This window comes from Cupriavidus sp. 30B13, assembly GCF_049059565.2.
Taxonomy (GTDB): domain Bacteria; phylum Pseudomonadota; class Gammaproteobacteria; order Burkholderiales; family Burkholderiaceae; genus Cupriavidus.
Genome location: NZ_CP188224.1, coordinates 1,569,488 through 1,584,440, shown reverse-complemented (window position 1 = coordinate 1,584,440; position 14,953 = coordinate 1,569,488). Strand labels below are relative to the sequence as shown.

The 14,953-nt window shown below is 69.0% G+C and carries 12 protein-coding genes and 1 pseudogene; 11 read left to right on the top strand and 2 right to left on the bottom strand.

Annotated elements, in window-relative coordinates:
* Positions 1-246: 246 nt before the first annotated feature.
* From ppk1 to ACKI2N_RS26065, 9 genes are all read left to right on the top strand, one after another.
* Positions 247-2,340: a polyphosphate kinase 1 gene (gene ppk1, locus ACKI2N_RS26105; protein WP_420992062.1), complete on the top strand. Its 2,094-nt coding sequence runs from the start codon at positions 247-249 to the stop codon at positions 2,338-2,340.
* 49 nt (positions 2,341-2,389) lie between these two features.
* Positions 2,390-3,340 (top strand): LysR family transcriptional regulator, encoded by a 951-nt coding sequence (locus tag ACKI2N_RS26100; protein WP_420991709.1) that lies wholly within the window; start codon positions 2,390-2,392, stop codon positions 3,338-3,340.
* 137 nt (positions 3,341-3,477) lie between these two features.
* Complete coding sequence (locus ACKI2N_RS26095; protein ID WP_420991708.1) at positions 3,478-4,959, top strand: aldehyde dehydrogenase; 1,482 nt, start codon at positions 3,478-3,480, stop codon at positions 4,957-4,959.
* A 77-nt stretch (positions 4,960-5,036) separates the two neighbouring features.
* Positions 5,037-6,002 (top strand): Bug family tripartite tricarboxylate transporter substrate binding protein, encoded by a 966-nt coding sequence (locus ACKI2N_RS26090; protein WP_420991707.1) that lies wholly within the window; start codon positions 5,037-5,039, stop codon positions 6,000-6,002.
* 44 nt (positions 6,003-6,046) lie between these two features.
* Entirely contained in the window at positions 6,047-6,595 is a 549-nt protein-coding gene (locus ACKI2N_RS26085) for a phosphonopyruvate decarboxylase (protein WP_420991706.1), read from the top strand.
* Positions 6,596-6,615: 20 nt separating this feature from the next.
* Positions 6,616-7,233: a thiamine pyrophosphate-dependent enzyme gene (locus ACKI2N_RS26080; RefSeq protein WP_420991705.1), complete on the top strand. Its 618-nt coding sequence runs from the start codon at positions 6,616-6,618 to the stop codon at positions 7,231-7,233.
* 3 nt (positions 7,234-7,236) lie between these two features.
* Positions 7,237-8,967, top strand: a complete 1,731-nt coding sequence (locus ACKI2N_RS26075) for a thiamine pyrophosphate-binding protein (protein WP_420991704.1) — start codon at positions 7,237-7,239, stop codon at positions 8,965-8,967.
* A 22-nt stretch (positions 8,968-8,989) separates the two neighbouring features.
* Positions 8,990-10,423, top strand: coding sequence for an aldehyde dehydrogenase family protein (locus ACKI2N_RS26070; RefSeq protein ID WP_420991703.1), 1,434 nt, complete (start codon positions 8,990-8,992; stop codon positions 10,421-10,423).
* Between the two features lie 157 nt (positions 10,424-10,580).
* Positions 10,581-10,916 (top strand): hypothetical protein, encoded by a 336-nt coding sequence (locus ACKI2N_RS26065; RefSeq protein WP_420991702.1) that lies wholly within the window; start codon positions 10,581-10,583, stop codon positions 10,914-10,916.
* Between the two features lie 13 nt (positions 10,917-10,929).
* Here ACKI2N_RS26065 and ACKI2N_RS26060 read toward each other — a convergent pair.
* Positions 10,930-11,952, bottom strand: a pseudogene (locus tag ACKI2N_RS26060) (aldo/keto reductase).
* Positions 11,953-12,064: 112 nt separating this feature from the next.
* Between ACKI2N_RS26060 and ACKI2N_RS26055 the strand changes: the two are divergent.
* Positions 12,065-12,982 carry a LysR family transcriptional regulator gene (locus ACKI2N_RS26055; RefSeq protein ID WP_420991701.1) on the top strand — a complete coding sequence of 306 codons (918 nt, stop codon included), beginning with the start codon at positions 12,065-12,067 and terminating at the stop codon, positions 12,980-12,982.
* 16 nt (positions 12,983-12,998) lie between these two features.
* Here the strand turns inward: ACKI2N_RS26055 and ACKI2N_RS26050 are convergent, their stop codons facing one another.
* On the bottom strand, positions 12,999-13,793 hold the full coding sequence (locus ACKI2N_RS26050) for a carboxymuconolactone decarboxylase family protein (RefSeq protein ID WP_420991700.1): 795 nt from the start codon (positions 13,791-13,793) through the stop codon (positions 12,999-13,001).
* Positions 13,794-13,912: 119 nt separating this feature from the next.
* On the opposite strand from ACKI2N_RS26050, the gene ACKI2N_RS26045 reads away from it, so the two are divergent.
* Positions 13,913-14,830 (top strand): LysR family transcriptional regulator, encoded by a 918-nt coding sequence (locus ACKI2N_RS26045; protein ID WP_420991699.1) that lies wholly within the window; start codon positions 13,913-13,915, stop codon positions 14,828-14,830.
* Positions 14,831-14,953 lie beyond the last annotated feature (123 nt).

Genomic DNA, 14,953 nt, shown 5'->3' with positions numbered 1-14,953 from the left:
CTGCCGGAGGTAACCGCACGTCGCCGGCGCCCGGCCAACGCCGGCGCTTGCCAATGGTGCGGCGCCACAGATTCCGGCAGACGCCGCCGCGCCCGCCCCCCCCGCACAGCCCTCCTCAAGCGCCGCGCGACGCGGTACTATCGGTCCATCGTGTCGCCGCTGACGGCGATCCACAAGAAAAAAGGATTGAAGTCGAATATGGCCGAAGGCTCGGGTGTTCCACTCCAGACCGCCCCGTCCCTCCCCTTGCCGTTGAGTGATGCAAAAGGCACTCCAGCGGATTTCCTCGCCAGCGCGGATGCCCGGCAAACCTTCCTGAACCGCATCGCCAGCCAGCTGGAGTTCAACCATCGCGTGCTCCTGCAGGCGGAGGATCCCGAAGTTCCGCTGCTGGAGCGGCTGCGCTTCCTGTGCGTGTTCAGCAGCAACCTCGACGAGTTCTACGAGATCCGCGTGGCCGGCCTCAAGGAGCAGATCAAGCTGCAGTCCGCGCTGCCCGGCCCGGACGGGCTGGACCCACGCCAGGTCTACGCGCTGCTTGGCGCGCGCGTGCGCAAGCTGGTCGCCGAGCAATACCGGTTGTTCAACGACGTGCTGATCCCGGAACTTGCCGCCGAGGGCATCCGCTTCCTGCGGCGCCCGCACTGGTCCGCGCAACAGGCCGAGTACATCCGGAATTTCTTCTTCCGCGAACTGATGCCGATGCTCACCCCGATCGGCCTCGACCCGGCGCACCCGTTCCCGCGCGTGCTCAACAAGAGCCTGAACTTCGCCGTGGAGCTCGAAGGCAAGGACGCCTTCGGCCGCGAGGCCGGCGCCGCCATCGTGCAGGCGCCGCGCGCGCTGCCGCGCGTGATCCTGCTGCCCAGCGACATCTCGGGCTGCCCGCACGGCTTCGTGTTCCTGTCTTCCATCCTGCACGCGCACGTGGGCGAGCTGTTTCCCGGCATGCGCGTGCGCGGCTGCTACCAGTTCCGCGTCACCCGCAACAGCGAGCTGTTCGTCGACGAGGACGAAGTGCGCAACCTGCGCGACGCGCTGCAGGGCGAGCTGCCGCAGCGGCATCTTGGCGACGCGGTGCGGCTGGAAGTGGCGGACAACTGCTCGGCCAAGATGACGCGCTTCCTGCAAGGCCAGTTCGGGCTGGAAGACACCGAGGTCTTTGCCGTCAACGGGCCGGTCAACCTGGTGCGGCTGCTGCCGGTGCCCGACAGCGTCGCCCGCGAGGACCTGAAGTACCCGCCGTGCCGCCCCGGCCTGCCGAAGGGGCTGCAGGAGCAGACCGACATGTTCCGCGCCATCCGCGAGGGCGACATCCTGCTGCACCACCCCTACCAGTCCTTCGCGCCCGTGGTGGATTTCATCCGCCAGGCCGCGGAAGACCCGGAGGTGATGGCCATCAAGCAGACCGTGTACCGCGCCGGCAACGACTCCGCCCTGCTCGACGCGCTGATCGGCGCGGCGCGGCGCGGCAAGGAAGTCAGCGTGGTGGTGGAACTGCTGGCGCGCTTCGACGAAGAAGCCAACATGAGCTGGGCGGCGCAGCTCGAGGAAGCCGGCGCGCACGTGGTCTACGGCGTGGTGGGCTACAAGGCGCATGCCAAGATGGCGATGGTGGTGCGGCGCGAAGGCGGCAAGCTGCGCCGCTACGTGCACCTTTCCACCGGCAACTACCATTCGCAGACCGCCCGCAATTTCACCGACATCGGCCTGTTCACCTGCAAGGAAGCCATTGCCGGCGACGTCGCCAACGTGTTCTCGCAGCTGACCGGCCTGGGGCATCCCGGCACGCTCGCGCACCTGTGGCAGTCGCCGTTCACCATGCACACGGCGCTGATCGACGCCATCCGCCGCGAAGCCAGGCACGCCAAGGCGGGCCGCAAGGGCCTGATCATCGCCAAGATGAACGCCCTGCTGGAGCCCAGGATCATCGAGGCCCTGTACCAGGCCTCGTGCGACGGCGTGAAGATCGAACTGATCGTGCGCGGCGCCTGCGCGCTGCGGCCCGGCGTGCCGGGGCTGTCGGAGAATATCCGGGTGCGCTCCGTGCTCGGCCGTTTCCTCGAGCACGAGCGGATCTTCTATTTCTACAATGACAAGGCCGAGGACGTGCGCCTGTCCAGCGCCGACTGGATGGAGCGCGACTTCTTCCGCCGCATCGAGATCTGCTTCCCCATACTGGACAAGGCCCTCAAGAAACGCGTGATCGAGGAAGGGCTCAAGCGCTACCTCAAGGACAACCGCGACACCTGGGAGCTGGACGCCGAAGGCAACTACCGGCGCCGCCGCGGCCGCCGGCTGGTTTCCGCACAGGGCACGCTGATGGACCTGCTGGCGTAGTGCCACGCCGAAGTCACGCGGGGGATACCCTCTCACGCCCTGGGAACACATGGAAATCACGCATCTGCGCGCGCTGCTGGCCGTCATCGAGTCCGGCACGCTGAGCAAGGCGGCAGACAGCCTGGGGCTTACCCAGCCCGCGGTGAGCCGCCAGATCCGCCTGCTGGAGGAGGAACTCGGCGAAGCGCTGTTTTTCCGCCACGGCCGCGGCATGACGCCCACCGATGCCGCTCAGCGCATCGCCTTCCGGGCGGCCGCGGGCCTGCGCGAATTCGATGCCATCTCGAGCGAGATCGCCGAAGCCCGCAGCGCACCGAGCGGCACCGTGCGGCTGGGCATGACGCCGACCGTGGCCGAGCTGACCATCGTGCCGCTCACTGCCATCATTTCCCGGCGCTTCCCCGACATCCGCCTGCGCTTTTCCACCGCCTTCAGCGGCTACCTGCTGGACTGGATCCACCGCGACGAGGTGGACCTGGGCGTGCTCTACGACCCCAGCCGGCACCACAGCCTGAGCGTCGAGCCGCTGCTGAGCGAGGAGCTCGTGCTGGTGGGCGGCGCCCACCGCAAGCTGTCCCTGGCGCAAGCGCAGCCGTTCGCCAGCCTGACGAAAGAGCGCCTGCTGCTGCCTGGTCCGCGCCACGGCATACGCCGCGCCATCGAACGCACCGCAGAGGAACTTGGCGTGCAATTCGAGGTGGCGATCGAAGCCGATTCGTTTCCCGTGCTCAAGGATCTCGTGGCGGCAGGCCACGGCACCACCATCCTGCCGTACAACAGCGTGCGCGCCGAGGTCGCGCAGGCCCGCTTCTCGGCGACGCGGATCGCGCCCGAGCTGCGCAGGCAGCTTGTACTGGCACGCCCGGCAGCGTCCCATCAGTCCACCGCCGCGCGCGCCGTGTGCGCCGTGCTGGTCGAATTCCTCGTCGCCGAAGTCGACAGCGGGCGCCTGGCCGCCGACGTACTGGTCGACGCCAAGCGCTTCCGCGGCCGGATCTAGCACCGCCCGCGCCCCGCCGCGGCGCCCGCTATGCAAGGCCCTTATAGGTGCTATGTGCAACGGGCGATACACGCGCGCACCCGCCATTCTTACACTTTCCCCTGACATCCACGCGTCAGCACGTTGGGGAAATGGAGATGAGGCAATACCCGCTGTACATCGACGGCAAGGAAACCGCCGCCAAGGAAGGCCGATGGCTTGACACCTGCGACCCGGCCACGGGACAGCCCTGGGCTCGCATCGCCCGCGGCGGCCCGGAGGACGTGGAGGCCGCGGTCGCGGCGGCGCACCGCGCCTTCGGCTCCGCGCAATGGGCGGGACTGAGCGCCAGCGGCCGCGGCATGCTGCTCCACCGCCTGGGCGACCTGATCGCGCGCGAAGCGCGCGCGCTGGCCGAAACCGAAGTCCGCGACAACGGCAAGCTGATGGCGGAGATGCATGCCCAGCTGCAATACGTGCCCCAGTGGTTCTACTACTACGCGGGCCTCGCCGACAAGGTCGAAGGCACCGTCATCCCCACCGACAAAGCCGGCTTCTTCAACTTCACGCGCAACGAACCGCTCGGCGTGGTCGCCGCCATCACGCCGTGGAATTCCCCGCTGCTGCTCACCGCGTGGAAGATCGCGCCCGCGCTGGCGGCCGGCTGCACCGTGGTCATCAAGCCCTCCGAGTTCGCCTCCGTATCCACGCTGGAATTCGTGCGCCTGTTCAAGGAAGCCGGCTTTCCCGACGGCGTGGTCAACGTGGTGACGGGACTCGGCGCCGAGGTAGGCGCGGCGCTGGTGGCGCACCCGGGCGTCAGCAAGGTGACGTTCACCGGCTCGGACGAAACCGGCAGGCATATCGGCGCCGCGGCCACGGGCCAGTTGAAGCATGTCAGCCTGGAGCTCGGCGGCAAGTCGCCCAACGTGGTCTTCGAGGACGCCGACCTGCCGGCCGCGGTCAATGGCTGCATCTCGGGCATCTTTGCCGCCACCGGGCAGACCTGCATCGCCGGCTCGCGGGTACTGGTCCAGTCGTCCGTCCACGACGAATTCGTCGAGCGGCTGCTGGCGCTGGCGCGCACCGCCCGGGTCGGCCACCCCGCCGACGCGGCCACCCAGGTCGGCCCGGTCACCACGCGGCAGCAGCTCGACAAGATCCTGCATTACATCGAGGTGGCGAAAGCCGAGGGCGCGCGGCTGATGCTGGGCGGCGAGCGGCTCGCCGCCACAGGTGCCGCGCAGGACGGATGGTTCGTCCAGCCCACCGTCTTTACCGGCGTGAAGAACTCCATGCGCATCGCACAGGAAGAAGTCTTCGGCCCGGTGTTGAGCGTGATCCGCTTCGACACCGAGGACGAAGCCGTGCGTATCGCCAACGACGTCCGCTTCGGCCTTGCCGCCGGCATCTGGACGCAAGACATGGGCCGCGCGTTCCGCGTCTCGGCGCAGATCCAGGCGGGCACGGTGTGGGTCAACAGCTACCGCGCCGTCAGCTACATGTCGCCGTTCGGCGGCTACAAGGACTCCGGCCTGGGCCGCGAAAACGGCATCGGCGCGATCCGCGAGTACCTGCAGACCAAAAGCGTGTGGATGAACATCGGCGCGCCGGCCGGGAATCCGTTCGTCATCCGCTAGCCGCGCCGCACCCGGCGCGGTGCGTGACGAGCGCAGTGTCGTTCCGTGGCACCTCAAAAAAGACAAGGAGACAGACAATGCAACACAAGCTGGCTTTCCTGCTGCTGGCAGGGTCCCTGTGCGCCTCGGCGGCACCCGCCGCGTGGCCGCAGGCCTATCCGTCCAGGCCGATACGGCTGGTGGTGCCGTTCCCCGCGGGAGGCGTCACCGATACCGTGTCGCGCATCTTCGGCCGCGGGCTCGCGGACCAGCTCAGGCAGCCCGTGGTGGTGGACAACAAGGCCGGTGCCAGCGGCGCCATCGGCGCGGAGGCCGTGGCCGGCGCGCCGGCCGACGGCTACACCCTGATGGTGGGCAATATCTCGACGCTCGCGGTGAACCGCGTGGCGTTCGCCAAGCTGCCCTATGACCCGCTGCGCAGCTTCACCTCGGTATCGATGATCTCCAGGCAGCCGATGGTGCTGGTCAGCGCCAAGGACGCCGGCAAGGACACCATCGCCAAGCTCCAGCGGCAGGCGAAGGAAAAGAAAGGCGGTCTCAACTTCGGCTCCGGCGGGGCTTCGTTCGAACTGCTCAACGCGGCCTTCGAGCAGAACGCCGGCGTGGTCTCCACCAACATTCGCTACAAGGGCGACACCGAAGCCCTGAGCGGCATCCTCAGCGGCGAGATCGATCTGATGTTCTCCTCGCTGTCCAGCGCCAGCAGCTTCCTCCAGGCGGACAAGGTCAACGGCATCGCCGTCACGTCCGAGGCGCGCTCGCCGCTGCTGCCGGGCATTCCCACGCTGCGCGAGCTCGGCATCCCGCTCGAGGCCTCGTCGTGGCAAGGCCTCAGCGCGCCCGCCGGCACGCCCGCCGAGATCGTTTCCCGGCTCAACGAAGCGGCCAGGAAAGTGCTGCAGGACCCCGCCGTGATACGCCAGTTCGCGCGGCTGGGCGTGACCGCCACGCATTCCAGCCCGCAGGAGATGCAGGCGTTCGTCGCCGACGAGCTCAACCGCTGGACCAAGGTCGGGCAGAGCGCCGGCTTCGTGGCGCAGTAGCGGCAAGGCGTTTTTTTCAACGATGGCAAGTCATGGAGTTTGCTTTGGCAACCGACGACATTTCACAGAAAGAGGCCGGCAAGGATAGCTGGCCGCATCGGCTCTACGGCATGCTGAAAGCCGCAGGCGTGGCGCAGATGAGCTATGTGCCCGACGCGGGCCATACCCAGCTGATCAACCTGATGACAGCGGACCCCGGCATCGCAGCGACCGTGCTGACGACCGAGGAAGAAGGCGTGGCGATGGCCGCCGGCGCGTGGCTTGGCGGCCAGCGCAGCGTCCTGCTGATGCAGAGCAGCGGCGTGGGCAACTGCATCAACATGCTATCCCTGATATCGAACTGCCGCTTCCCGTTCCTGACCATCATCACCATGCGCGGCGAATGGGCCGAATTCAACCCGTGGCAGGTTCCGATGGGCCGGGCCACCGACGCGTCGCTCGGACTGATGGGCGTGCACACGATCCGGATCGAAAGCGAAGACGACCTCGAGCCCGCGCTCGAATCCGCGCTCACGCTGGCTTTCGACGGCGACATGGCCGTCGCAGTCATTCTTTCGCAGCAATTCCTGGGCAGAAAAAAATGGATCCGATAAAGCAGACGGCGGCGCAGACGATGGAGCACACAGCAGCGCGGCCGACAAGGCAGCCGGCCGCGGCATTCGACCGGCGCGAAGCCGTCCGCATCCTGCTCGCGCAGCGCGGCGACCTGTTGGTCGTGACCGGGCTCGGCTCCGCCACCTACGACGTCTTCGCCGCGGGCGACCATGACGCCAACTTCTACCTGTGGGGCGCCATGGGCGGCGCCGCGCTGACCGGGCTCGGCCTGGCATATGCGTATCCGCGGCGGCCCGTACTGGTGATCACCGGCGACGGCGAGCAGCTCATGGGGCTGGGCGGCTTGGCGACCATCGCCGTGGGCAAGCCGGCGAACCTGTCCATCGCCGTGCTCGACAACGGGCATTTCGGCGAAACCGGCATGCAGCGCAGCCACGCCGGCCTTGGCGTCGACCTCGCTGCCATGGCCGCCGTCGCCGGCTTTGCCGAGGCCCGCAGCGTGACCGCGGCCGACGACCTGCGCGGCATCGCCGGAGAAGTGACGAGGGCCGGCACCGGTCCGCGCCTGTTCCGCATCCCGGTCCATGCCGAGAACCTGCCCCGGGCGCTGCCGGCGCGCGACGGCGTCTATCTCAAGAACCGCTTCCGTGCCCATCTCGGCCACGGCGTGAACTAAGCCATGAACGCACCCGCCACCTACCAGGCCATGGAAATGGAAAACAATCCCACAGATACCACGGCGACAGTGAGCGCCGGCAAGGCGCTCGCCGACGCGCTGCACCGGCGCGGCGTGGAGCGCATCTTCTGCGTCCCGGGCGAGAGCTACCTGGACGTGCTCGATGCGCTGTACGACTACCCCGACATCGACGTCATCGTCGCCAAGCACGAAGGCGCCGCGGCCAACATGGCCGAGGCCGACGGCAAGCTCAGCGGCAAACCCGGCATCTGCTTCGTGACGCGCGGTCCCGGCGCGTCGCATGCCGCCATCGGCGTGCACATCGCGCAACAGGATTCCACGCCGATGATCCTGTTCGTCGGCCAGGTGCCATCCGGCGAGCGCGGCCGCGACGGCTTCCAGGAAATCGACTACCGCGGCATGTTCGGCTCCATCGCGAAATGGGTTACCGAACTCGACGACGCCGAGCGGCTCGAGGAAGTCCTGCACCGGGCCTTCCATGTCGCCAGCAGCGGCAGGCCCGGTCCGGTGGTGATCGCGCTGCCCGAGGACGTGCTGGCCATGCCATGCCGGAGCGCCGCGGCGCTCCACGACACGCTGCCGCGCAGCGCGCCTGACCCGCGCGACGTCGACGAGGTCATCGCGCGCCTGCGCGCGGCGCAGCGCCCGCTCGTGCTGCTCGGCGGGACCGGCTGGTCGCCCGAAGGGCTGGACAGCTTGCGGCGCTTCGTCGAAGCCTGGCAACTGCCCGTGGCCGTCACCTTCCGGCACCAGGACATGTTCGACAACCGCCATCCGTGCTACGTCGGGCACCTCGGCCTGGGCGTGGACCCGGCGCTGGCCGACAGCCTCCGCTCGGCCGACCTCGTGCTGGCCGTCGGCACGCGGCTCGGCGACGTATCGACGGGCGCCTACACCTACCTGCAGCTGCCCTATCCCGCGCAATTCCTGGTGCACGTCTATCCCGCGAACGAGGACCTGGGCCGGGTCTATGCGCCGCAACTGCCGGTCTGCTGCGCCCCTTCGGCGTGGGCAGCGGCCGTCGCCGCGCACCCTGGCGAGCCCGCCGCGCCGTGGGCCGGGCACACGCGCGCCACGCGCGAACAGTACCTGCGGTTTTCCGCGGCACCCGCCGAAGACCCGGAGTTCGACGGCGTCAACCTTACCGATGTCGTCAAGCACCTCTCCGACAAGCTGCCGGCGGACGGCATCGTGACCAACGGCGCCGGCAACTATACCGGCTGGGTCCACCGCTTCTTCACGTACAAGCAGCCCGGCACCTGCCTGGCCCCGACCAACGGCTCCATGGGCTACGGGCTGCCGGCGGCGATCGCGGCCAGCCTGCGCCATCCGGAGCGGGAGGTGGTCTGCTTCGCCGGCGACGGCTGCTTCCTCATGTATGCGCAGGAGCTGGCCACGGCGGTGCAGTACGGCGCCAGGATCATCGTCATCGTGGTCAACAACGGCATGTACGGCACGATCCGCATGTACCAGGAAAAACGCTTCCCGGGCCGTCAGGTCGCCACGCGGCTGCAAGGCCCCGATTTCGTCAAGCTGGCGCAATCGTTCGGTGCGCATGGCGAGCTGGTGACGCACGCCGGCAATTTCGCCGCCGCCTGGGAGCGCGCCCGCGCCCGGAACACCGCCGCGCTGATCGAGTTGCGCGTCGACCCGGCCCAGATCACGCCGCAGGCCCGCCTGCCGCGCGCCGCGGCAGTGAACATCCGGCAATGAACATCCCAAAGGGGAAAACAGCATGGACAAGATCCTGAACTGCGTCGGCGGCGATTTCGTCGACTCGGACCAGACCATCGTCACGCACAATCCGTCGGACCTGTCGGAGGTGGTCGGCGAATACGCCGAGGCCGACGAAACGCTGGCCGCGCAAGCCATCGACGCGGCCCGCAGCGCGCTGGACGAGTGGGCATGGTCCGGGCCGCAGCAGCGCTTCGACATCCTGGACGGCGCCGGCGCCCGCCTGCTCGCGCAGCGCGCGGAACTCGGCGCGCTGCTGGCGCGCGAGGAAGGCAAGACACTGCCCGAAGCCATCGGCGAGGTCGCCCGCGCAGCCATGGTGTTCAAGTTCTTCGCCGGCGAAGCGCTGCGCCCGGGCGGCGAGTTGCTGCCTTCGGTGCGGCCCGGGATGACCGTCGAGGTCACCCGCGAACCGGTCGGCGTGGTCGGCCTGATCACGCCGTGGAATTTCCCCGTGGCCATCCCCGCGTGGAAGATCGCCGCGGCGCTTGCGTGCGGCAACACCATCGTGCTCAAGCCTTCGGAGGTCGCGCCCGGCTGCAGCTTCGCGCTGGCCCGCGTACTGCGCGAAGCCGGCCTGCCCGCCGGCGTGCTGAACGTGGTGCTGGGCCAGGGTGCCGTGGTGGGCCAGGCGCTGGCTGCGTCCGCGCAGGTGGACGCCATCAGCTTCACCGGTTCCGTGGCCACGGGACACGCCATCCGGGCGCAGTGCGCCGGCAACGGCACGCGCCTGCAGCTCGAGATGGGCGGCAAGAACCCGCTGGTGGTGCTGGACGACGCCGACCTCGGCGCGGCCGTGGAAAACGCCATCAACGGCTCCTTCTTCCAGACCGGGCAGCGCTGCACCGCTTCGTCGCGGCTGATCGTCGAGCGCGGCATCCATGACGCCTTCCTCGCCGCCATGCGCGAGCGCATGGCGCAATTGAGGGTGGGACATGCACTGGACCCCGCCACGCAGATCGGCCCGGTGGTCAACCAACGGCAGCTCGCCAGCCACCAGCGCTACCTGCAGGCCGCGCGGGAAGACGGCGCCGAAGTGTGGGGCGGCGAAGTGCTGACGCGCCCCACGCGGGGCCATTTCATGGAGCCGGCGCTGGTCCTGAAGGCCGCCGCGTCGTCGGCCATCAACCGGGAAGAGGTATTCGGCCCGGTGGCATCGGTGCTGAAGGCGGACGACTACGGCCACGCGCTGGCGCTGGCCAACGACACCGAATTCGGCCTGTCCGCCGGCATCTGCACGGCTTCCCTGAAGCAGGCCCAGCATTTCCGGCGGCATTCCCGCTCGGGCCTCGTGATGGTGAACACGCCGACGGCCGGGCTCGACTATCACGTGCCGTTCGGCGGGCGGAAACACTCCAGCCACGGCCCGCGCGAGCAGGGATCGTATGCGCGCGAGTTCTATTCGGTGGTCAAAACGGCGTACATCAACCCTTGAGAACGGGGCCCTGCCGGGCGATCCCGGAGCCGGCGGGCACCCCTTCCCTTCAAAGCAATCGAGAAGGCACAAATCGGAGCCATTCCTTGAAAATCCCAGATTACTGTATATATTTACAGTTACTGTATGCATGAACAGTACTCACTGGGAGCCCTTCATGGAACATCTGGTCCGGGTGCAGAACGAATACGACCGCCAGGTCCTGGCCTGGCTGCGCGCGCGGGTCGGCGACGCGGCCGTCGCGGCGGCGGCGCAGCGGCTGACCGGCGAACGCAAGCCCTACCTGTCCACGATCTGCCGCAGCCTGAACGTCACGCCGCCGCCGCGGCGCTCGCTGCGGGCCCAGGCCAACCGCGCCACGCGGGAGGTCGGCGACCGCTACCTCGCCTCGATCCGCCAGATGCTGGCGCGGCCGGCGCCCGCGGCGCGGCACACCGGGCCGCCGGACGCTTCCCGGCCGCCGCGGCCGGCCCTGGCCAGGAACGCCGGGTGACAGCCGCGCCGGCTCAGCGCTCGCTGTCGAGAAACGCCATCTGTTCCTCGCCGTAGCGCGTGCCGGCCACGGCTTCGCGCGGCACGGCCTGCTCGATGCGGGCCATGTCCTGCGCCGACAGCGACAGCCGCAGCGAACCCAGCGCGCCATCGAGCTGGGCCAGCGAGCGCGAGCCGATCAGCGGCACCATCTGCACGCCGAGCGCGCGGCCCTTGGCCAGCGCCCAGGCGATCGCCACCTGCACCGTCGTCGCGCCCAGCTCCTGTGCCACCTGCCCGAGGGCGGCGACGAGTTGCTGGTTGCGGCCGAGGTTCTCGCCGGTGAAGCGCGGCAGGTGGGCGCGGAAATCCTGCGGCCCCGTGGGCCGCGAACCGCCGATCAGGCCACGCGACAGCACGCCGTAGGCGGTCACCCCGATGCCCAGCCGCCCGAGCAGCGGAAAGATGCCGGTCTCCGGCCCGCGGCTGAGCAGCGAGTATTCGATCTGCAGGTCGCTGACGGGATGCACCTTGTGGGCGCGCTCGATGATTTCCGGCCCCACTTCCGACAGGCCGATATGGCGCACGTAACCGGCCTTCACGAGGTCGGCCACGGCGCCAATGGTGTCCTCCACCGGTACGGCCGGGTCGTGCCGCGACATGCGGTAGATGTCGATGTGATCGGTGCCGAGCCGCTGCAGGCTGTAGGTGATGAAGTTCTTCACCGCCTGCGGGCGTCCGTCCATGCCCAGTCAGTTGCCGTCCGGCGAGCGCAGCGAGCCGTATTTGACGGACACCAGCGCCTGCCCGCGGCGGCCCTTGAGCGCTTCGCCGATCAGCATCTCGTTGTGGCCGGCGCCGTAGAAATCGCCCGTATCGAGCAGGTTGATGCCGGCATCCAGCGCCGCGTGGATGGTGGCGATGCTCTGGCCGCGGTCGCTGCCGCCGTAGAAGTCGGACATCCCCATGCAGCCCAGGCCCAGCGCCGACACCTGCCGGGGGCCATGCGCGCCGAGCGGGGTCAGGGGGATGCTGGCGGATCGGGAAGACGTGCTCATGTGAATCTCCTTCGCATTCGTGAATGGGTGAAGGCAGTCTATTGTGCGCATCAATACGTATAAACTGCCGAATGGAGAAATCACTGTTCCTTTATTCGAAAACAATCGAGCCATGTCCATCGACCGCTTCAAAGCCATGGAAGTCTTCGTCCGCGTGGTCGAGCTGGCCAGCTTCTCGCGCGCGGCCACCGCGCTGCATCTGCCCAAGGGGCGCGTCACCACTATCGTCCAGGACCTGGAGAGCCATCTCGGCGTGCGGCTGCTGCACCGCACCACCCGGCGGCTGAGCCTGACCGACGACGGCATGGCCTATCACCAGCGCGCGCTCGCCATGCTGCAGGAGATGAACGAACTCGAAGCCATGCTCGGGCGCGCCGTGCTCATGCCCGCCGGCCGGCTGCGCGTGGATGTGCCGGCTGCGCTCGGCCGCCACGTCATCGCGCCGGCGCTGCCGGACTTCTTTGCGCGCTATCCGCAGGTGGCGATGGAACTCGGCAGCTCGGACCGCCCGGTGGACCTGATCGCCGAGGGCGTGGACTGCGTGATCCGCGGCGGACTGGTGCATGACGAAAGCCTGGCCGCGCGGCGGCTGGGAGAGATGGAGGTGGTGACCTGCGCCGCGCCGGCCTACCTGGAGCGCTACGGCATGCCCGTCACGCTGGCCGACCTCGACCGCCACCGCTTCGTGAACTTCTTCTCGGCCAAGACCGGCCGCGTGTTCCCGTTCGATTTCCGGCGCGGCGACGAGACGCATGAAATCAGCCGCCCGCACTGGGTCGCGGCCAACGATGCCGACACCTACATCGCCGCCGCCGTGGCCGGCATGGGCCTGATGCAGAGCCCGCGCAACGGCGTCGTGCGCGGACACCTCGCCAGCGCGCGCCTGGTGCCGGTGCTGCCGGACTGGAACGCCGGCACGCTGCCGATGCTCGCGCTGTATCCGCGCAACCGCCACCTGAGCGCCAGGGTGCGGGTCTTCATCGACTGGGTGGCCGAGCTGCTCGATGCCCGGCAAGGGGTGGCGCGGTGAGGCGGCCGGGCCGCACTCAGTGCCCGCCGGCCTGCGCGCGCGCGGCCACGACCTCCTTCGCCGCCAGCGCGGCGTTGATGGCGCGCGGAAAGCCGGCATAAGCGGCCACCTGGATGATGGTTTCCACGAGCTGCGCCCGCGTGCCGCCGACGTTCAGCAGGCCGTGCATGTGCACCTTGAGCTGGGGCGTGGCCGAGCCCATCGCCGCCAGCGCGGCCACCGTGACCATCTCGCGGCTGACCAACCCGAGGCCGGGCCGCGTGTAGATATCGCCGAAAGCGAATTCGACGATGAAGCGGCCCAGGTCCGGCGCGATTTCCTGCAGCGCGGCAATCACGCGCACGCCGGCCTCGCCGTCGATCTCGCGCAGGCGGTCGAGCCCGCACTGGTAGCGCGAGCCGGCGGCGGCCGGCAGCGGCGCGGCAGCCGCCACTGCGATCCCGGCCTCGGCAAAGACCGTCCTTGCCGCGGCGACGCCGTTGAGCGCCGCCGGAAAGCCCGCGTAGATCGCCAGGTGGATCATGGCCTCGACCAGTTCAACCGGCTCGCAGCCGGCGTTCAGCGCGCCGGCCAGGTGGAACCTCAGTTGCGGCTCGAGTCCGCCCATCGCGGCGAGCGCGGCCACGGTGACCAGTTGCCGCTGCGGCAGCGACAGGCCTGCGCGCGGATAGATCTCGCCGTAGACGAAGCCGATGGCGAGGCCGGCCAGATCGGGGGCGATATCGTCCAGCGCGTCGAGGATGGAGGCATCGGCGCTGCCTTCGATGGCGGCAAGCTGCGCGCGGCCTAGGGCCTGGGTGTGCGGGTTCATCGGGATGCTTTTCCTTGGTTCGGTGAAGAGGTGAGGCAAGCTTAGCGAGCGCGCCCGCGTGCCGCCAATGCCTTCGGCGTGATACCTTGCGCGTATCAGCAACCCTCCAAGTACCCCGCATGCCGCCCCGCCTGGAACTCTGGCAACTCGATTACTTCGTGGCCGTGGCCGACGAGCTGAGCTTTCGCCGCGCGGCCGAGCGCCTGTCGATCACCCAGCCGCCGCTGACCCGGCAGATCCAGGCGCTCGAGGAAACCATCGGCGCGCGCCTGTTCGAGCGCGACCGCAACGGCGTGGCGCTCACGCCGGCCGGCAGCCAGTTGCTGCCCGAGGCGCGCGCGCTGCTGGCCGGCGCCGATGCCCTGCTGACACGCGCGCGCAAGCGCGCGCGGCGCAATGCCGGGCTGCGCCTGGGCATCACCACGGTGGTCGACGCCGCCTTGTTCACCTGGCTGGCGCCGGCCCTGCAGGCGCGGGCACCGGACGTGCGGCTACTGCAGAAGCGGCAGATCTCCCAGCAATCCATCGCCGACCTGCGGCGCGGCGCGCTCGACGCTGCGCTGATCGGCCTGCCGTCGAGCACCGGCGAACTGCACGTGGAGCACCTGTTCGACGACCCGCTGGTGGCCGCGCTGCCGGCCACGCACCGGCTTGCCCGGCGCAAGCGCATTTCCATCCTGGAACTGCAGGCCGATCCGCTGTTCTGGTTCCAGCGGCGCCTGAACCCCGCCTACTTCGACCACTACGAGGCGCTGTTCCGCGCGCTCGGCTTCGCGCCGCCGCGCGTGCCCGAGCCGGCGGACCACCACGTGCTGCTCGGGCTCATCGCCGACGGCCAGGGGGTGGCGCTGGTGCCGGCCTCGCTGCAGGCGATGGCGCGCGCGGGCGTGGTCTACAAGCCGCTCAAGGAAGCCGCGGTGCTGCGCATCGGCGTGGCGCTGGCCCATGCGCCGGGCAATCCCGCGCCGGCGCTGCCGCTGCTGCTGGACACCCTGCGCGCGCGCTACGCCCCCGCCCCGCGATCCCGGCGCCGCTGAACCGGCGCGTGCGCCGGGCAAAGGCATCCGCCCGCAGACCCTGCGCGCGGCAAGGTTTTCTTGACTTCATCATCCCCATAAATGATAGTTAACGAAAATATGTTCTCTTTTTAAGAACATACT